Annotated in this window: 14 protein-coding genes; 3 read left to right on the forward strand and 11 right to left on the reverse strand. The window is 56.4% G+C overall.

Annotated features, from left to right (window positions below; all coding sequences use genetic code 11):
• Nucleotides 1–670: 670 nt before the first annotated feature.
• From V3C20_RS10290 to V3C20_RS10310, 5 genes are all read right to left on the reverse strand, one after another.
• Nucleotides 671–1,681 carry a transposase gene (locus tag V3C20_RS10290; protein ID WP_130083764.1) on the reverse strand — a complete coding sequence of 337 codons (1,011 nt, stop codon included), beginning with the start codon at nt 1,679–1,681 and terminating at the stop codon, nt 671–673.
• A gap of 166 nt (nt 1,682–1,847) precedes the next feature.
• The gene (locus V3C20_RS10295) at nt 1,848–2,636 is read right to left on the reverse strand and encodes a hypothetical protein (RefSeq protein WP_130083763.1); all 789 of its coding nucleotides are present in this window, start codon (nt 2,634–2,636) and stop codon (nt 1,848–1,850) included.
• Between the two features lie 275 nt (nt 2,637–2,911).
• Nucleotides 2,912–3,517, reverse strand: coding sequence for a hypothetical protein (locus V3C20_RS10300; protein WP_149873372.1), 606 nt, complete (start codon nt 3,515–3,517; stop codon nt 2,912–2,914).
• A gap of 113 nt (nt 3,518–3,630) precedes the next feature.
• Nucleotides 3,631–5,421: a chloride channel protein gene (locus V3C20_RS10305; protein ID WP_130083761.1), complete on the reverse strand. Its 1,791-nt coding sequence runs from the start codon at nt 5,419–5,421 to the stop codon at nt 3,631–3,633.
• Complete coding sequence (locus tag V3C20_RS10310) at nt 5,418–5,891, reverse strand: PTS sugar transporter subunit IIA (protein ID WP_130083760.1); 474 nt, start codon at nt 5,889–5,891, stop codon at nt 5,418–5,420. The genes V3C20_RS10305 and V3C20_RS10310 overlap by 4 nt, the downstream gene beginning before the upstream one ends.
• A gap of 189 nt (nt 5,892–6,080) precedes the next feature.
• On the opposite strand from V3C20_RS10310, the gene V3C20_RS10315 reads away from it, so the two are divergent.
• Both V3C20_RS10315 and V3C20_RS10320 read left to right on the forward strand, forming a co-directional pair.
• A complete protein-coding gene (locus tag V3C20_RS10315) occupies nt 6,081–6,617 on the forward strand; it encodes a hypothetical protein (protein ID WP_149873371.1) in 537 nt (178 codons plus the stop codon).
• 117 nt (nt 6,618–6,734) lie between these two features.
• Nucleotides 6,735–7,355 (forward strand): hypothetical protein, encoded by a 621-nt coding sequence (locus V3C20_RS10320; protein WP_130083758.1) that lies wholly within the window; start codon nt 6,735–6,737, stop codon nt 7,353–7,355.
• A gap of 93 nt (nt 7,356–7,448) precedes the next feature.
• On the opposite strand, the gene V3C20_RS10325 is transcribed toward V3C20_RS10320, so the two are convergent.
• From V3C20_RS10325 to V3C20_RS10345, 5 genes are all read right to left on the reverse strand, one after another.
• Entirely contained in the window at nt 7,449–8,213 is a 765-nt protein-coding gene (locus tag V3C20_RS10325) for a PEP-CTERM sorting domain-containing protein (RefSeq protein ID WP_161981281.1), read from the reverse strand.
• A 698-nt stretch (nt 8,214–8,911) separates the two neighbouring features.
• Complete coding sequence (locus V3C20_RS10330; RefSeq protein WP_130083756.1) at nt 8,912–10,345, reverse strand: efflux transporter outer membrane subunit; 1,434 nt, start codon at nt 10,343–10,345, stop codon at nt 8,912–8,914.
• Between the two features lie 37 nt (nt 10,346–10,382).
• A complete protein-coding gene (locus tag V3C20_RS10335) occupies nt 10,383–13,598 on the reverse strand; it encodes an efflux RND transporter permease subunit (RefSeq protein ID WP_130083755.1) in 3,216 nt (1,071 codons plus the stop codon).
• A gap of 62 nt (nt 13,599–13,660) precedes the next feature.
• Entirely contained in the window at nt 13,661–14,926 is a 1,266-nt protein-coding gene (locus tag V3C20_RS10340; protein ID WP_130083754.1) for an efflux RND transporter periplasmic adaptor subunit, read from the reverse strand.
• A gap of 227 nt (nt 14,927–15,153) precedes the next feature.
• Nucleotides 15,154–17,325 (reverse strand): M3 family metallopeptidase, encoded by a 2,172-nt coding sequence (locus V3C20_RS10345; RefSeq protein ID WP_161981280.1) that lies wholly within the window; start codon nt 17,323–17,325, stop codon nt 15,154–15,156.
• 120 nt (nt 17,326–17,445) lie between these two features.
• Between V3C20_RS10345 and cimA the strand changes: the two genes are divergently transcribed.
• Nucleotides 17,446–19,080 carry a citramalate synthase gene (cimA, locus tag V3C20_RS10350; RefSeq protein WP_130083752.1) on the forward strand — a complete coding sequence of 545 codons (1,635 nt, stop codon included), beginning with the start codon at nt 17,446–17,448 and terminating at the stop codon, nt 19,078–19,080.
• Between the two features lie 99 nt (nt 19,081–19,179).
• Here the strand turns inward: cimA and V3C20_RS10355 are convergent, their stop codons facing one another.
• Nucleotides 19,180–19,716 (reverse strand): hypothetical protein, encoded by a 537-nt coding sequence (locus V3C20_RS10355; RefSeq protein WP_330935373.1) that lies wholly within the window; start codon nt 19,714–19,716, stop codon nt 19,180–19,182.
• Nucleotides 19,717–19,988 lie beyond the last annotated feature (272 nt).

A 19,988-nucleotide genomic window follows, 5' to 3' on the forward strand; every position in this document is an offset into this window, starting at 1 on the left:
AGACTTTGCCGGGATTTCTTCCGGACCGGACGAGAATCGGTCAGCCGCGTGTTCTTCCCGTCTGAATTTTTCAATCCGCCATGAAAGAACCGGGTGGAGGAGGCGGTTTTATAGCCTTAACAGGATGTAGCGATCGCTTGTTTCAAAACCAAGTTTTTATATAATGAATATTCATCTTCCATGTGATTGAGATGAATTTCCGGACATCTTGCCTTCTGAGGCCCGCCAAAGTCAGCTACCGTAATTTTGCGGTATTCCCTTTCCTGCGATTGGCCTTTAGAGTAGAGACATTAAGCAGCCCTGCATTTTTTTCCGGAGGGGCGGGCGGGAAGAGGTGCCGTTATGAAAATGCAAGCCATGCAGGTGGCGATGATCCGTCCCGTGTCTGCAGCAATAAAGATCGATAAATCATTTTTCCCTGGATGCTCCCTTAGGTAGGTTTCCGTTTATTCCCGGAAGCGATTCATGTTGGAAATTTTCCCATGGACGAGGCAGATTCCATGCGGATATCTATGAAATTTTTCAGATCATCCTTGTTTGCCTGCCGGTATTCCATCTCTCTTTTTCCATTAAAATACAGTTCATTATTGATCTTGGTCCGACATTTTCGTCTGAAAAAGACTGCGGTTGTTCGTTTCTGCTGTTTCCTGCCGCATGAACGGTTTCCTGATCAGGTCGTCAGCCGTTCGATCCAGGCTCTGGTTTTCAGGTCCGTTTCCGCCATTTTCCTGGCCCGGTGAAGCAGGGTTCCCATGGATTTTGGGATGCCCATGTGCAGGCGGTTGCTGATCCATGCGTAGGGAACCATGGTGCTTTGCCGCACGGCCAGCGCAATGACGAGTTTGGAAGGGTGGCTGTAGGGTGTAGTGAGCAGTTCTTCTTCTGACAGACCGAAAGCCTTCAACCCGTTTTTGACAATGATTTCCGCCTGATATTCCCCTATTTCTGAGGCCCGGACACCTGTCGTAACGGGTTTTCTGCGCGCCAGCCTGGGAAGTTCGCTCACCAGTTTGGCACGGAAGGAGCTGGACCCGTAGCACCAGCCGCGCTGGACGGTTCCCGGACCCACGTGCCCTACCGGAATCAGGGAGCGTTCGTCCATGCGTTCCGCTTCAAAACGGCCCATCAGGTGGTTAAGATATTTTTGGCGGCCTTCTTCCGTGTCCGTGCAGCCGAAGCATACGAGACCGCGCTCCGGATGAATCCATTTGGGGCGTTTGGCAGGGGCATCCAGCCACGCCGGAAGGCTGGTCCACTTGCAGCCGGACAGAAAGGTATGGTGGCGCGCCAGCCCGGAACGCGCGGGGTTCAGGTGGATGTAGTCGATGATGGTGGAAAAGTAGTGGGCATTGTCCGCCTCCACCACCATCGCGTGGTAGCGGCCCGCAAAGAGGTGGCCGCGCATGCGGTGGCGCGCATTGAAACGCTGGGTATAGGCGGTTTGCAACCATTTCATGCCGTCCACTAGATTGGCCCTGGAAGTCTGGAAGAGAAGATGGTAATGGTTAGCCATCAGCGCGTATGCATAGACGGTCCAGCCGCATCTTCTGGCGGCCTCTTGGAATGTCCGCAGAAACGTCTTCCTGTCTTCATCATCCAGATAGATGGCGTCTCCGCGGTTGCCTTCACTCTGTACGTGGTAAACCGCTCCGGGGTACTCTATTCTCAGCGTACGGCTCATAATGCCGGAAGCGTACCGGATGGAGGTAAAAATTCAAGTTTGTTGTTATTTTTAACCTGACCCCGGTTGCGAGGCAAGAGGATGTAAAATTGCATTTTAAACGAAGGCATTTTTCTGAGAAGAGAGGTTTCCCCTCGCTGTATTTCCTGCCGGAATCATGACGGTCCTACGATTGGAAGTTCTTCAAGACCTTTCCCATATCAACCCAATTGAAACCTCCGGGAAACTGGAACGTCCACATTGCTCCCCTCGCTGGGTCGGAAAAGACCATGGACAGAATTCCCTTTTCCGGTTTTCCCGTCCACGAAGCGGTCACAGGCGTGCCTCTCTCTACATGGACCGTCCTGTTGCCGATCCCCTTTTCAGGCGCTCTCAAGAGCTTGACGAGTTTCTTCCCCTCTTCAATGGCTTGGTAATAATGTCCGTAGGCTTTTCCGGCGGGATTACCGATATTCACCAATGCACTCGTCCATCTGCCGTTTCCCGGTTTTCCCCTTTCCATTACCGGAGATACGGTTACGCTAAGTTCAAAGTTTTCATGTTTCGGAAAAATACGAACGTCATTAATCTCGTACATAGATGACGTCGTGATGCTTTTACCGGATTTCAAGACGCGGGCGGCATCGGTTCCATGAATATAGCGGTCCAGCACCATCAACTGCTCCGTTTTTTCTGTTCCATCCTCCTCTTTCCAAACGAAGCGGAAAAGAGCGTTTTTGCCCCATTCCCTGGGCAGGGTAATTTCTTTGCTGCTTCTGTTTGTCAATGTCAGGCGCAGGCCGAATGAGAAACTGAAAGGGCCCCCTCCTTCATAAGATTCCAAGGAAACCTTCAGGGGAGATTCGGGATCCTCCAGCGGTGCCGGATACACTCTCGCGGAAACATGCTCTCCCTCCGTCATCCAGATTTCATTGCCAACAATGAGTTTGTCACCACGCGTTTCTTCCAGTCCCACTCTGGTTTCATATTCCGTTTTGCCCGTCCTGGTATTTAGGACGGAAAGGCGGCCACTCCATCGGCTCCACCCGATATTGACAATCCTATCGCAGTCCAACCATTCCGCACTTGATAAATCATCAGAAGATATAGACCAGTCCAATGAATTGATCCGTTTGCATTCTCCTATGGCGGGACAAATCCACCACGCTCCGACTTCCGCACTGTCGGAAGCGTTTGCACGGGGGATGCCTCCTATGGCGACAATCCAGCCTTCCGGATTTTCCGTGGCAGTCACCAGGCAGAAACGGACCCCTTTTGGGCCGTTCCATTGAACAATTTTTCTGTCTTTTTTTGATCAAGAAAAGAATATGGATGCCCGAACCGGTTCGCCATAGCCATGTTCATGGCTATCTGATAGCACGGACTGTCGGAATCCATGACGACGTAACGCCCCGTTTTGGCATATGGTGTCCGGTCGTGATTGGAAAAAGTTTTCATTTCCCTCACAATGCGTTCGGGAGGACGGTAGGCGTAGAAACCTTGCGCAAACTCCTTTTTGTTGGATTCGCCTCCGGAATCATATTTGGGGTAAACGGAATAACTTATATAGAAAGAAGATTCTGGAGTCAGGCAACGGGTGGAAAACAATTGTCCCTCCTTGGCCGTATGCGCCTTTTTTTCAACCCACGGAACGGGGTTTTCTGTAGGCGAAGCTTCGCAGATGGAAACGCTCAATGCTAAAATCAATGGAACGACGGATTTCATGGATGGGAAAGGGTGGTTAGTTAAAGTCTTTCCCGTCTTCTTGGCGTTAACGAGAAATGGATGGAACAAACGAACATCCATACCGCTTAATGAATTATTCTTCCCTCTACATTTTCCTCTTCCGGAATGCAAATTTAAACGGAAACAAGGAAAATGATTTTCCTTGTTTCACCCTGTTGTCGTCAAGGGCAGGTTGAACGTGCTGGCCATTGGTGACTGCGGCATCTATCCAGAAAAACGGAGCCTTATTGCAGTTTCTCTCTCCGCATGATCTCGGAGAGCACCAGGTAAAGGTCCGTCTTGTTGACGACGCCCAGAAGATGGTCGTTGTCCGGATTCACCAGGGCCAGGGATTCTCCGCAATGGGGGCGGGAGAAAATGCCCAGGGCTTCCGGCAGGTGCATGTCCGCGGGGAGGGTGGGCATGTCGTTGCGCAGCACGTCCATCGCAAGAACGGCCTGGGCCAGCTCCTTGTTGCGGGCGAAGGCCGCCACGTCTTCCGCTTCCACGCTGCCCAGGTATTTTCCGGCGGGGGAGGTGACGAAGATGGGATGCGCGGGATTCTTGATGAGCATGGCGGCGATAGTTCCGAATTTGTCCAGCGGATGCACCACGGGCGGATCTTTGCGCGCCACGTCCTGAAGCTGTACTTGGGCGAGCGGCTTGTCAAAGGTGCTCCTGGGGCCGAAGGCCAGGGAGTCATGGTACATGGACTGGGCCTTGGTCAGCCGCGCCGTACCGTAGGAAACCAGAACGCCGATGATGAGGGGGAACATCATCTGGCCGGCCATCGTGAATTCCACCACCAGCACCAGGGACGTGATAGGGGCGTTGGCCGCCGTGGTGAAGAAGGCGGCCATGCCCACCAGGGAATAGGCAATGGCGTGTTCCCCCGGCACGCCCATTTGCGTGAGCGCCGCGCTGAACAGGAAGCCGAAGACGCTGCCGATGGTCAGGCTGGGCGTCAGGGCCCCCCCCACGGTACCGACGCCGAAGACGATGGCAACGGTGCAGATTTTCAGGGCCAGCAGGATGGACGCCTTTGTCGTGTCGAACTCGTAGTGGATCAGAGCCGTGATGATGTTCTTCCCGTTGCCTACGATTTCCGGGTAGAAGATGGCGATGACGCCTACCAGCATGCCGGCGGCCATCAGGCGCACGGGCAGCCAGTGCCTTTTGCCGTTCAGGTATTGGCGGGATTTCTTCAGGACCAGCAGCCAGAGGCTGGCCAGCAGGGAGGCCAGGCACCCCAGCAGGACGCACCAGAGCACGTGCTGGTTGCCTGTCAGGGAGACTTCCTGCTGGAGCTGGTAGATGGGGGCCGGTTCATGGAAAAGCCCCATCGTGAAGTAACCCGCACAACTGGCGACCAGGAGGGGGGCCAGGAAGTCAATGGTCAGCGCTCCCAGAACAATCTCGCTGACGAACAGGCCGCCGGCCAGCGGCGTGTGGAAGGCGGCGGACATCCCGGAGGCGGCGGCGCAGGCCACCACCAGCCTCAGGCGCGGTGCGGAAAGGTGAAAGAAGCGGCCCAGGGCGGATCCCACCACGGCGGCGGACTGCACCAGCGGGCCTTCACGGCCTATGGAGGCCCCGGAACCGATGGAAAAGACGGCGGAAAGAGAGCGCAGAAGGCTGGGTTTGGGCGGCACGTAGCCATTGCCCAAGGCCACGGCTTCCATGTATTCCGTGGCTTTGGCCGGTACAAAGCGCTGCGTGAACAGGAGGGTCAGGCCGGCCAGCAGGCCACCCGCCGCAGGAACGAAAATACACCAGGCCCAGTCCTGGGAAGCCATTTCCTGGAAAGCCTGTATTTGCCTGTAACCGTGGCGGCCCGTCAGCAGGTCCTGCACCAGTTCCACACCCATTTCGAAAAGAAGGGCGGTCAGGGCGCCCAGGGCGCCGACAAGGGCCGCCCAGATGAAGATGACCTGCTTGTCTCCCAGCTTGATTTTCTCCCGCAGGTTCAGCGCCATACGGAGCCAGGACCAAGACATATGCGTCTTGCCTGCGGTCTGGTCTTCCTCGTTCGTCATTGCAGGGCTTGTTGAAGGGATGACAGCAGGGTGGCTTCATCTCCCGTCCATTCCCCCCTGGGGCCCAGCGGGGCGTTTTTATGCCAGCGCAGCAGCTTCTGCATGGTGGTCAGGTAACCGGTGACCATGACAGTAGGGACGCCCAGCATGACAATCAGGTGGGCCGTCTGGGCGCCGTCCGGCCAGCGGATGCCTTCCGGGCTGATACCTACGGAGACATACATGGAATCCAGAGCCGTAGTGCGGCCGTGCGGCACCGCCAGCCCGTGGTCCAGATAGGTGGTTTGCGTTTCTTCACGCAGGAGCACGGCATTCTTGATATGCCTGGACTGTCTTTCATCAAGGACTTCCGCCATGGAATCCACCAGGGTTTCCAGAGCCTGTTCCTGTGTTGTGTCGGGCTGGAGTGTGCGTACGTGAATTTGAAGATTGTTTGCCACCGGGTCTGCTAAAGGCTTTTGGCTTTTCATTCTAGGAGGGGAACCATGATTATCAAGGAAATTCTGGCCTGCGGACGGGGAAGGAAGGCGTCTGGTGTCCTGGCACGGGAAAAACGCGCCGCGCCCGGCGGGTTCCGGGAGGCTTTTGGGGCGGTTTCGTCATGAAACGGCGTGTTTTGGGCTTTCTCTTCTCCGGAAATGAAGCTACCCTGCCGCCGTATGCAGGATTCGGAGGTAATCAAACTCGTCAAGCCCGTGCCGTCCGACAAACTGGCCATCCAGGTGCTGGTGATGTGGTATAATGCGGTGCGCCCCAAATGGAAAAAGCCGCTGGATCTGACGATTACCGGCTTTTTTGTGCTGATGACCCTGTATTCCTTTTCCCTGCGTCCGCTGCCTCCGTTCGCGTGGTTTTCCCTGGCCGGGGCCCTGGCGGCGATCATTCTGTCCTGGTTTTACGTCCCCTTTCTGGCGAAGGCCGCACTGACCGCCAACAAGAAGGTGCCGCTGTATTATCAGGAAAAAGACTACGTTTTCCATGAAGACTACCTGACTTTTTCCAGTGAAGGCGTGGACCCCCTGAACATTCCCTATGACCGCTTTACGACGCTTTGCAGGACGCGCCAGGCTCTTCTCTTCCTGTTCGGCAAAAAACTCGTGCTGTGGCTCCCTCTGCACATCATGAGCGCGGAGGAAATGGAAAGCATCATGAACCGGTTCCACAATCACGGGGTGGAGGTGAAGGAACTTTACTGATGAGGAGGCGCTGGCCGGATGCCGGAGTTGCGGAAAAGGGTAAAGTGCAGCATCTGAAAAATCGCATTTTCCGGGCTTTTTGATTGAGCGGAGGTGCAAAACGGGTAGGGTAGGCCCATGTCACGTTACAATGGAGAACAGGTACTGGTGGTTCCCCGCGCCGTCTTTGAGGAAGCCGGTTATTTCCAGGGACACCGCGAGGGCGGGGAACATTATCTGGACGCGTTCATGAAGCCTGGAATAGCCTCCTTCATGGACCGGGAAGCTGCGGAGAACGATCCGTCCCACAAGCAGATCATCGCCTATGCCATCTTCTGCCACCAGGGCCGCATCCTGCACTACACCCGCGGCGGTTCGGGGGGAGAAGCCCGTCTTCATGACAAGGGTTCCATCGGCATAGGCGGCCATATCAATCCGGTGGACCGCCAGTCCGGCCATGACAACGTTTCCACCTATCTGGCCGGTGTGGAGCGTGAAATCCGCGAGGAGCTCGTCATTGACGGCGGCTGCACCCAGCGCGTACTCGGCGTGATCAACGACGATTCCAATGAAGTGGGCGCCGTGCACCTGGGCATCGTCCATTTGTTCGAACTGGATACGGACCGGGTGCGCGCCAATGAATCCGCCCTGGACAATCTGCGCTTTGTAACTCCGGAAGAATTGTCCGGAGATATGTTTAATAAGCTGGAAACCTGGTCCCGGCTTGCCCTGGAGTTGTTCAGGAAAAGGCGTTCCTGATTTTACTGTTTTGCGGGGCAATGCTTCTACCGCATTGTTCCGGACAGGCTATTCCGGGGTTGCGTTGCCGGAAAAGCGGCTCCTTACCTGGTTTCAGCCGCGGCGGCGACGGCCGAGCAGGAGCCCCAATCCCAGCAGTCCGAGCGAGGCTGAGGCCGGTTCCGGAACGGCACTCAGAGCGTATTCCTTCATCTGGTCTTCTGTCAGGGCTCCCATATACAGGTCAAAGTTGTTCAGGGTATATTCCCCGGTGATCCCGTTCGGGACGCTCCAGGTATTGCCGGAACCGTCCTTGGCGGAGAAGTTGAGCTGGGTCATGGTGACGCTGCCGAACCTGACGCCGGTGCCGTTCAAAGATGCAAGAGTGGTCAGTGAAGACGTGTCATTGCCCAGCATGGCGGAAATGGTGACATTTCCATTACTGTAAGTGTAAAACAGGGTAAGGGGCTGTTCTGCGGAATAGCCGGACAGGGTATTCGTTTTCCAGGGGGAAGCGGCAGCGGTGCCTCCGTTGTAGTTAAAGCCTCCCACGCACAGGGTAAGGTCTCCGGAATCCGTCAACTGAAAGCCCATTCCTTCCAGGTTCTTGTAGTTGGAGGTGGTGTTATAGGTGAACAGTAGGCCCACATCCGTTCCGGAGGTGGCTTCCAGACCGGAAATGGTGAATGCCATGGTCCATGAAGTGGTTCCGCTCACCGGAACGGTGGTGGGAGAAGAGACATTCAGAGTATCTCCGTTGCTTCCGTCGTAGATGGTATAATCCTTTGAATAAGCCGGATTCAGATCATTGATGGAAGCGCCGCAGCACAGGCTGCTTCCCAGAATGGCGGCCAGGAGGGACAGGTATTTGGTCTTCATATTGATTGCTCTAGCAGATTGGAAAAATGCTCCCGGGCAGGAGAACATCCGTTTTTTATCGGATTCTTAATCCGCCAACAATTAAAAATATTAACGGTGAATGAATTATTTATCATAAAACATTGATTCCCATGGAAGTTTTACATATCTGGTCTTTTTTTAAATTCATTCCCCTATGATTCTCTAGTCTTTATCACTGTTTACTGAAGCGGATGTTACAGGCGGATTAAGAATTCGCCGCGGCATTGAAAATTCGCTGTAAGATCAGGAACTGTATTGGGTTGTGCATAATTATGGAATATAAAAACCATGGATAATTAATTCCTGAAAAACAAGATGGAGAATTTATCAGTATGTTAAATGTCCATGAATTAACCTTAAATCAATTTTGGAATGGAGCCCTTATACCCGGAAACCGTGCCGGGAGGGGGAAAAAAGAAGGAGATAAAGAAAGAATCCATACCGCCCGGCATCATGCGGCGGAAATGGCAGGGGATAATTCATTGAGTTCTTGTCCCGGAATTATAAAGCGCCTTTAGCGGAAAGGAGGGGAAAGGGGCCGTTCTGACCGGCAGGACCGGAAAGAAAGGGAAAATTCGTTTCTCCACATTACCGGAAAGAAAAATCCCCGGCAAGTTGTACTTGCCGGGGGATGAAAGAACAGTCAAAGAATCTCCCATTTTAAGGGACAGGCTTTTTTATCGCCTGGAAGGGCCGTCCATGATAGCCTTGTGGCTCATGTTCCAGCCGCCGCCCAGTGCCGTGTACAGGGATACCAGTGTGCTGGCGTGCTGATAATAGTACTGGGAGAGCTGGATCTGCGCCGGATACAGGTTCTGCTGGGCGTACAGCACTTCAATGTAGTTGGAAAGGCCAGTGCGGTAGCGTTCAAAGGAAAGCTTTACGGCCGTCTGGTAGGCTTCCACGGCTTCAGACTGGATGGTCGTAATGTCGCGGAGCTTGGTGCGCTGGATCAGTGTGCTGGAGACTTCAGACAGGGCGTTGAGCACGGTTTGTTCGTAGTCGTTCTTGGCCGCCAGGAATTCCGCCTTGGCCGCCTTTTCAGAGGCTGTGAGCCTGCCCGCCTGGAAGAGAGGTCCCGTCAGGTTGGCCCCAATGCCCCAGCCGCTACGGCGTCCCTGCACATGGCGCAAGTCACTTGAGGCGATGCCTCCGGCTGCCGTCAGGGAGATGGTCGGGAAGTAGTCGGCAATGGCCGCGCCTACGTCGGCATTGGCGGCGCGCAACTGGTATTCGCTCTGGCGCACGTCGGGCCTTCTGGAAAGGATATAGGCCGGGATGCCGGCGGGAACCTTGATATTGTAGGAAATATCGCGGAGGCTTCCGGAACGGCGGATATGGCCGGGAGCGCGTCCCGCCAGGGCGGAGACAGCGTTTTCCAGATTGGCTATTTGCGCTTCAATAGCGGGAATCTGTGCCTGGGAGGAGGCCAAGGCAGCCTTGGCGGAAGATACTTGGAGCTTGTCGCCTACCTCGCCTTCCAGCTGTTCGTCAAACAGGCGGAGGCATTCGGAATAGGATTCCACGGATTTCTGCACAATGGCAAGCTGTTCGTCCAGTTGGAGGAGCTGGAGATAGGAGTCAGCCACCTGGCGGAGCAGGGAGAGCATCAGGGCGCGCTGGCCTTCTTCGGAAGCCAGGTAATCCGCACGCGCCGCTTCCGTCAGACGGCGGGTCTTGCCCCAGATATCCAGTTCCCAGGAGATGCCGCCGTCAATCATGCCGGGCGTCAGCGTGGTGCCTGTGGTCTGCACGATGTTGCCGCTGGTGTAGTTGGCCCCCTTGCTGAGGCTGCCGGCATAGTCCGCCCACGGGAAGAGAGGGGCTTCCGTCACGGTAATGTACTGGCGTGCCTTTTCCACGCGCGCCATGGCCGCTTTCAGGTCGCGGTTATTGTTGTAGGTGTCCGTCAGGAGGTCTTGAAGGTCCTTGTTCTTGAATACTTTCCACCAGGGGAGGTCTGCGATGGATTCCGTGGATGCTCCGGCGCCCCTGAATGCAGCGGGCATGGGCATGTCCACGGGCTTGAAGTCGGGGCCCATCATGCATGAGGAAGCCGTCACGACAGTCCCGAGCAGAATGAGGCGTGTGATATATTGATTCGGTCGCATATGCGTATGTGTGTTTTAAATGTGGTCAGGGGCGTTGTCAGCCTTTCAGTGATTCATGGGCTTCATGAAAGAGGTGCTTGCGGGCGATGATTTCATCCGGATCGTCCGTTTCCACAGTCTTCCGGGCGATGCGCACGCGGAAGAGCTTCATGATGAAGTAGAAGGAACTCGGAATGAGGAAGATGCCCACGACTGTCGCCATCGTCATCCCGGCGATCACCACGATCCCGATGATGTTGCGGGAGTAGGCTCCGGAACCGGAGGCGATGGCCAGCGGTACGCAGCCCAGGATGAAGGCGAAGGAGGTCATCAGGATGGGACGCAGGCGGATTCTGGCCGCGGAAAGCGTGGCTTCCATCAGCGTCTTGCCGCGCTCCATCTCAATGACCGCGAATTCCACGATCAGAATGGCGTTCTTGGCCGCCAGCCCGATGAGCATCACCAGGCCGATCTGTGCGTACAGGTTCAGTTCATAGCCGAACCAGTACAGGCCGAGAAAGGCGCCCAGGGCCGCAATCGGCACCGTCATGAAAATACTGAGCGGAAGGGCCCAACGTTCATACAGGGCCGCCAGGATCAGGAACACGAAGATGGAGGAGAGCATGAAAATCTGCACGATGTTGATGCCGTTCTGGATTTTCTGTTCCTGATAGCTCATGTCCGCGTAACTGTAGCCCATGTCTGTGGGCATGCAGGCCTCGAACGTTTTTTGCAGGGCCTCCATGGCCTGGGAGTTGGAGAAGCCCATGGCCGGAGTGACCATGAGTTTGGATGAGTTGTACAGATTCTGGCGCAGCAGGAATTCCGGCCCCTTGGTGTCCGTGATCTTGACGAGCGTGGAGAGGGGTACGGAACTGCCCGTGTCGTTCTTCACGTAGAAGTTCTTGAGCATGTCCGTTCCGTTCCGGTCGTCGCCCTGGGCCTGGATGTACACCTGCCATTGCTGGCCGTACAGCGTGATGTAGTTGATGAACAGGGAGCCCATGTACGCCTGGAGCAGGTTGTTGGCCTCGCTGATGCTGACGCCCAGCGTGGCGCATTTTTCCTCGTCCAGCCGCACGTCCTTTTGATCCACGGCAAAGGACATGACGCTGCGCACGCTGCCGTTATGGAGAGGATCAAAAATCGGAAGCTTGCTGGCCTCCTTCACGAAGATGTCCGTCTGTTCGGCCAGGTATTCCGTTCCCTTGCCGTCGCGGTCTTCCAGCATGAAGGTGACGCCGTTAGCGGAACCCACCCCCGCAATGGCCGGAGGCTGGAAGCACATGGTGACGCCTTCGGAAACCTTGGTGCTCAATAGTCTGTTCAGCTCGGCGGTAATCGCCTTGGCGCTTTGGTCCGGATTGGGGCGTTCCTCCCAGGGCTTCAGCATCACAAAGAAGAAGGCGTTGTTCGTGCTCTGCACTCCGGTAAGAAGGCTGAACCCGGAAATGGCGATCACATCCTTGACGTTCGGATTCTGCCGGATCAGTTCGCTGACCTTGTCCGCGGCGGCGGTCGTGAGCTGGAGGGAGCGCGCTTCCGGCATGATCAGGGCGGAGAACAGGTAGCCCTGGTCTTCGTCCGGCAGGAAGCCGTTCGGAATGTGCTTGGCTACGGGGATGATGGCGTACGCGATCAGGGCCAGCAGAGGAATGGAAATGATGAGCTTCCTGGTCAGGAAGTGGCATATCTTCGTGTAGCCGCTGGCGGTGGCGTCATAGCCCCGGTTGAAGACGCGGTAGAAGAATTTCAGGGGGCCGCCCTTGTTCGGGTCCTTGGGCTTGAGCAGGATGGCGGACAGGGCCGGCGAGAGCGTCAGCGCGTTGAACGCGGAAATCAGCATGGAAATGGCAATGGTCACGGCGAACTGCTGGAACAGCGTACCCGTGATGCCGGGAAGGAGCAGGGACGGCAGGAACACCGCCGCCAGTACGAGGGCAATGGCGATGACCGGGCCGGACACTTCCTCCATGGCGGCGAAAGCCGCCTGGCGCGGCGTCAGGCCGCGCTCCATGTGGGATTCCACGGCTTCCACCACCACGATGGCGTCGTCCACCACCAGGCCGATGGCCAGCACCATGCCCATCAGGCAGATGGTGTTCAGCGTGAAGCCCAGCAACGGGAACAGCGCGAAGGTGGCGATGATGGAGACCGGTACGGCGATGGCGGGAATCAGGGTGGCGCGCCAGCCCTGCAGGAAGACGAATACCACCAGCACCACGAGGAGGAGGGCTTCCACCAGCGTGTGTTCGATTTCCACAATGGAGGCGCGCACGGCCAGCGTGGTGTCCAGCGTCATGTTGTATTCCATGCCGGGCGGGAAGCTGCGGGAACGTTCTTCAAAAAGCTTTTTCAGGGCGTCCACCGTATTGATGGCGTTGGAGCCGGGGGCCGCATACACGGCGATGGCGCCGGAGTCCTTCCCGTTGTACTTGCTGGATACGTTGTAGGTCTGGGAGCCCAGTTCCACCTTGGCGATATCCTTTAGGTAGAGCAGCTTGTTTCCGTTGGCACGGATGATGATGTCGCCGAATTCCTCAGCGGTCTTCAGGCGTCCCTTGGTCTGGATGCTGTACGTGAATTCCGTTCCGGGAGGCGCCGGTTCCGCGCCGATCTGGCCGGCGGGAATCACGGTATTCTGTTCACGAATGGCGGCCTGAACTTCTCCCACGGAGATGTTTTGGGCAGCCATCTTGGTGGTGTCCAGCCAGATGCGCATGGCATAGCGGCCCGCGCCGAACACCTGCACGTCGCCCACGCCAGGGACGCGTTTGACGGGATCCACCAGGCTCACGTAGGCGTAATTACTCAGGAAAATGGCGTTCAGGCTGTTGTCCGGGGAGTACAGGTTGAGCACGGCCAGCGGGCTGCCCGTGGACTGGGTGATGGTGATGCCCATCTGGGCCACTTCCGACGGAAGCTGGGCGGTGGCCTGGCCGTAGCGCATGTAGGCCAGCGTCTGGTCCATGTTCGGGTCTGTTCCTACTTCAAAGACGATGCTCAGGGAGCAGATGCCGTTGTTGGCGTTCGTGGAAGTCATGTAATCCATGCCCACCACGCCGGAAATGGACTGTTCCAGCGGGGAGGCTACGGAGTTGGCCACCGTTTCCGCATTGGCGCCCGGATAGGTCGCCTGCATCTTGATGGTGGGCGGGACGATGTTCGGGTACTGCTCAATGGGGAGCCCCAGCAGTGCCAGGCCGCCGAGCAGGATCATCACGATCGAAATGACGATGGCGATGGTCGGGTGTTTGATGAAAAAGCTGGACATGGTGTTAGATCATGGAATTGCGCGGAAGAGCGGCGGGGAATGCGGCTTCTCGGGAAAGAATGTTATTTGGAGGCCGGCTGGGCGTTGTCGTGGTGCATGCCTTCCGGAGTTTTGGCCTTTTCAAAGGACTGGGCGCCTACGGAGGGCATGACGGGCTGGGAGACGACATGCTTGTAGGGAGTCGGGTTGACAGGGGCTTGTCCCTGCAATCTGGCGGCCTGCTGAATGCCTTCCACCACAATGGGGCTGTCCTTCGTGAACGTGGAATTGGGCATCGGAATAATGTCGATCACCTGCATGCCGTCAACGACGGGTCCGGTTTGCACCACCTGCATGTGGGGAATGTTCTTGTCGTCCAGATAGACGATGAATTTGGCGCTCTGGTTGGACAGGATGGAGCGTGGCGGAACCAGCGTGGCGTTTTTCAGGATTTTCACAGTGGCCTGGATGCGGACGAACATGCCGGGGCGCAGGATCAGATTCGGGTTGGGAATGTGGCCGACGACATTGATAGTGGCCGTCTGGGTGTCCACGTTGCGGTCGGCCGCCACGGAGTAGCCTTGCTGGGGGTAAAGGGTGCCGTTGGGAAGGATGACGTTGAACTTGAATCCCTTTTTGCCGTTTGAACTTTCATCCAGGGAGCTGAGGTCCAGAAAATCCTTATCGCTGGGGTTGAAGTCCACGCGGATGGGATCAATGGCGGAAATCGTGGTCAGAGGCGTGGGGCTGGAGGGAGTGAGCAGGTTGCCGATGGAGGGAGTCGCCAGGCCGGCCAGGCCGGAAATGGGGGCGGTGATTGTCGTGAACTTGAGATTGATCTTCGCCTGGTCCACCTGCGCCTTGGCCGTAGCGATGGCGGCTTGCGTTTCCTGAACCTGTTGCAGGGCGTCGTCCAGCTGCTTGCGGCTGACGGACCCGGACTTGACCAGCGGGGTATAGCGTTCTACGTCCAGCTGGTATTTCTTCAGTGTGGCTTCGTATTGTTCCAGGCGTCCCTGGGCCTGTTCCAGCGTTGCCTGGAAGGGGCGCGGGTCAATCTGGAAAAGCGTCTGGCCCTTCTTGACATAGGCGCCGTCCTTGTAGTCCTTGGAAAGCAGGTAGCCCGTCACCTGGGAGCGGATTTCCGCGTCTTCCGTGCCGCGCAGGTTGCCTATCCATATCGCCTTGATCGGCACGTCTTCGGTCACCAGCTTGGTTACCTGCACGTCAGGAACGAGAGCCTGCGGTTGGCCGGCTCCGGCATCCTTTTTTTCACAGGAACTTAAAATTATCACCGGAGAGCACAGGAGAATGGTGGTGGCGGCAATCGTCAAAGGCTTGTTGTACATAAATGAACGCGGTTGTTTACAAACTGGATTGCCGAAAAGTGCGGCAAGTCGCGTGAATTTTGCTTTTTTTTCACCAAAAGTCAACGCAAAGATATGTCCTCTTTCATGTGAAATATGCGTAATATTATCATAGTGAATGGATAAAATAATTGAACAAATGTATAATATGTTATTCCTTGTCGTGATGATGACAGGGAGAACCGCGAATGGCGATTTTCCGCTGGCATTCAGGAGGTCAGCCGTCTTTTGCGGAGCATGGCGTCCATGTTCGGCTTTCTCCCCATGAAATCGGTGAACTGCTGCATAGGTGGGACCGTGAATCCCTTTTCCAGGATGGCTTTCCGGAATTTTCCGGCGGTTTCTCTGTTCAGCAGCCCAGAATGTTCGAAAGCCTCGAAAATGTCCTTGTCCAGAACCTCCGCCCAGCGGTAGGAGAAGTAAAAAGAGGCATAGCCGGAAGAAGAGGCGAACAAATGGCGCGCCGTCCTCAGCCTTCCGGCCTGCCTGCAATCCTTGAAATATTCCAGGTCTCCCGCCACGATGGAATCCACATCATCCAGGGAACACGCCGCAAACCGTTCCGGATCCATGTGAACGGCCAGGTCCGTTTTCGCATACAGAAGTTGTGAAACCAGCGTAACAGCGGGCGTGTTGCCGCGGGATTCCTCCAGGGACCGCAGCATGTCTTCCGGGATGGGCTGTCCCGTTTTTTCATGCCGGGCAAAACTTCTCAAAATATCAGGATGGGAACACCAGTTTTCCATGAACTGGGAGGGGACTTCCACGAAATCCCGCGGAACGCTGGTGCCGGCCAGGGAAGGGATGGAAACTCGCGAAAACATCAGATGCAGCAAATGGCCGAATTCATGAAAAAGAATCCTGACCTCCCTGTGAGAAAGAAGAACTGGCTCCCCATCCGCGGGTTTTTGTACATTCAGGCAGATCATTCCCAGGCGCGGTTTGCCGGGCTTGCCGCCCGCAGGCGGGGCGCCTGCATCCAGCGGTGACATCCACGCTCCGGCCCGCTTGTTGCTGCGGGCGAAAATATCCAGGTAAAAATACCCCAGCCGTTCTTCCTTGCCGTCGTCAATGGCAAAAAAGCGGACGTCCGGATTCCAGACCTCCGCCTCTCCGCCTTTTTCCGGTCCGGAAATGCCGGTCAATGGTTTCCGGACAGGGAGTTCCGTTACGCGGATGCCGTACAATTGTTCCGCCACGCCAAAGAGTCCGGCCATGACGCGGGGAAGGGGGAAATAATGCCGCAGTTCTTCCCGGTCCAGGCGGAAGCGCTCTTCCGCCTGGAGGTTGGCGTAATAAACCGTGTCCCAGGGGTGCAGGCTGACCTCTTTATTCTCCGTAAGCCGTGCCTTGACCTGGCGCAGAGACTCCATTTCCCTGAAAAACGGCTCCTTCACCCTGTCCAGAAGTCCGTTGACGAACCGCATGGCCTCTTTTCCGTTTCCGGCCATGCTCTGTTGCAGCGCATAATCGGAATACGTCCTGTAGCCGCACAACTGCGCTTTCTCGCTGCGCAGGGAAAGCATTTGCCTGACGACCGGTTCCGTGTCGTAGCTGTCCGTAGCCAGGGTTTGAAGATGTTCCCACAAATCCTTGCGGATTTTTTCACTCCGCACCTTCTCCATCACCCGTCCGGCAGCGGCGGAATTCAGGGTGAACGTCCAGCCGGGGCCGGTTTCTCCGGGATGGCGGGAGCGGAATTCCTGCGCCGCCTGCCGCAGCGTTGTCCGGCTCAGGCCGTCCAGGGCGTCGGCGTCGTGTACCGTCCAGCTCCAGTTCTTCCGGGCGTCCATGTACAGATTGTTGAAACGCTGGGCACACAGGGCCAGCTCCCTGTCAATGACTTCCAGCCTGGCGCGCTTTCCGGGCGGCAGGTCCGCCCCGTTATCCCGGAAGCTCTGCATGCACAGTTCCATGTAACGTTTTCTTTCAGGGTCCGCAACCACATCGCCCAGCCGGACATGGGCGGTTTTCAGGGTATTCCACAGGGACTGGTTTTTGGTGAGGGAAGAATGGAACGCGACTGCGAGCGGGGTGGCCTCATCCATGGCCTTCCGGATGGAATCGCTGTCGCACAGGCTTTTCAGGGCATATGCCTTGGCCATCGGCTCCGTCAGGGAAACATTGACCTCTTCCAGTGCGCCGAATGTATTTTCATACGTTATTTCTTCCGGAGCTGTGCGGCAGATCCGGTCCACTGCTTCATGGGCGCGCCGTATGGCTTCCTTCACGTCCGGCTGCAGGCGGTCCGCTGCCAGGGCACTCCAGCGGATGGGGCGTGAAGTATCCAGAAAGGGGTGGGCCGAAGACGCGGCAATGCAGGGAACCAGGCCGGAAAGGATCAGTGGAAGAAAAGCACGGAACAGGCGGATGCGGAGCATGCGTTCCACTTTAATGAATGCCTTCCCTTCATTCAAGCTCCGCGCTTTTTGTGTCTGCAAACGGCGGGAGGCCGGGACTGCCCTTGAATGCTGGCCCCTTTGCATGTATGAAGAAATGCGATGCCTGCCAAAATCCATCTCTACGACACCACGCTGCGCGACGGAGCGCAAAGCGAAGACGTGAATCTGAGCGCAACGGACAAGGTCCGGATCGCCCGCCAGCTGGATTATCTGGGTATGGACTACATTGAGGGAGGCTGGCCCGGCGCCAACCCCGTGGAAACGGAATTCTTCAAGGCCATGCGGGAGGTGGAGCTCAAGAACGCCAAACTGGCCGCGTTCGGCAGCACGCACCATCCGGCGCGAACGCCGGAGACGGACCCCACCTTGAACGCCCTGATATCCTGCGGAGCGCAGGTGGCCACCATCTTCGGCAAATCGTGCCCCCGCCACGTGGAAGTGGCGCTGGGCATTTCCAGGGAGCGAAATCTGGAAATTATCGGGGACTCCGTGGCCTTCCTCAAAAAGCATTTGACGGAAGTTTTCTTTGACGCGGAACACTTTTTCGACGGATTCAAGCGGGACGCCGAATACGCCCTCAGCGTTCTTCAGGCCGCCCATGAACACGGTGCGGACTGCCTCATCTTGTGCGATACCAACGGCGGCACGATGCCGGAGGAAACAGGCTCCATCATCAGGACGGTGAAGGAACGCCTGCCCGGCGCCGTCCTGGGCATCCACGCCCACAACGACTGCGAGCTGGCCGTGGCCAACAGCCTGGCAGCCGTCATGAACGGCGCCGTGCAGGTGCAGGGCACGGTCAACGGCATCGGGGAACGCTGCGGGAACGCCAACCTGTGTTCCGTGATACCCAATCTTCAACTGAAAATGGGCGGTTTTTCCTGCCTGAGCGAGATTTCCCTGACGCGCCTCAAATCCACGGCGGCCTTTGTTTCGGAAGTGTCCAACCTGGCTCCCTTCCGGCGGCAGCCCTTTGTCGGGAACTCCGCCTTCGCCCACAAGGGCGGCGTGCACGTAAGCGCCATCATGAAAGACTCCGCCCTTTACGAGCACATGGACCCTTCCCTGGTAGGGAACGCGCAGCGCGTGCTGATGACGGAGCAGGGGGGGAAAAGCAACATTCTTTCCCTGTCCCGTACCCTGGGCTTTGAGCTGGAAAAGGGGGACCCGGTGCTGGATGTCCTTTCCGCCGCCGTGAAGAAAAACGCCGCCCTGGGGTACGACTACGTAGCCGCCCCGGCCAGTGCCGAACTGCTCTTCCTGCGCCATATGCCGGACAAGGCGCTGAAACCCTACTTCAACATCCTGCGCACCGTCGTTCTTACCTCCCGCCATGAAATGGACCCGGACATGATGGTGGAAGCCTCCCTTAAAATAGACGTGCACGGCAACGTGGAACATACCGCCGCGGGCGGCTTCGGGCCCGTGCATGCGCTGGACCGCGCCTTGCGACGCGCCCTGACGCGCTGGTACCCGGAACTGGAGCAGATGCACCTCATCGATTACAAGGTGCGCGTGCTTTCCCCCACCCGGACGAACATTCCGGATGCCGCTGAGGAAAACGGAACCGGCTCCAATGTCCGTGTTCTCATTGAATCCTCGGACGGCGTCGCTACCTGGACTACGGTGGGCGTTTCCTACAACATCATTGAGGCCAGCCTGGAAGCCCTGGCGGATGCCGTCACGTACAAGCTATACAAGACGGAGCAGGCCAGATGGCGCGCGGAATGCTGATGGACAGCCCCCCGGAAGCTGACCGCCTGACGGTCTTATATTCTCTCTGAAGCGCACGGCGGCTTCCGGCGGGGAGAGAAGGCGCGCTCCGGATAAAATTCATTTGAATTTTACTTCCTCCGGTATTGGCATATCTTCCGGCAGGTCAAATGGAAGGACTACAGGACAGTTGTAATCAAGTATACCGGGCTCCTGCTTCATGGTCAGGGGACGGCTTTCAGGTTTAAAATGAAATACCTGGACAGTACTTGGGAATTCAGTTGCATAACGATGATGTTCTACATCATACATCAATGTCCAGTTAACGGTTGAAAAAATTCCGTACCGTTTGTTTGTTCCATATTGATCCCTTCTGGTGTATTCGCCCAACAATGCGATTCCCTGGACAACCACGCATAAATAAGGGCGGCTTCCCAGGCTTGCGGGTTGTTGTTGACGGCCATGGCGGAAGATAAGTTCCTGGTTGAATGGAATGATCAGCACCGGAAGCCATCCGCGGGAACCGGGCCATTCCGGGAATGCAGATAAAGACTTCCATTCCCGCTGTACGACCGGCAGTTGATTTCTCATGACCGTCCATAAATAATCACGGCAAAGAGGCTGGTTTAACATTATCCATAATAGATGGGGAGGCATTGTATTGCGGTTGTAGGCCTCTACAAATTCCTCGCCGCAACTGCGTACAAAGCTCAATTCCCAAAGCGGGAGGCCAAGTTTCGTTCCGTTTCACATCATTCCACTAGCTGCCGGTAGCTGCAGATATGGTTGACCGCCTCCCGATTGATCTCCACCCATACCGTCTTGTTATTTAAAGACGGCATGGAGAACAAATTCACCCCGGCATGGACTTGCTGAAGAAGCGTCAACCCTAAAAGAACGCAATAAATGGAAACGGAACTATATACTTT

It is taken from the genome of Akkermansia sp. RCC_12PD, assembly GCF_036417355.1.
In the GTDB taxonomy this organism is placed as follows: domain Bacteria; phylum Verrucomicrobiota; class Verrucomicrobiia; order Verrucomicrobiales; family Akkermansiaceae; genus Akkermansia.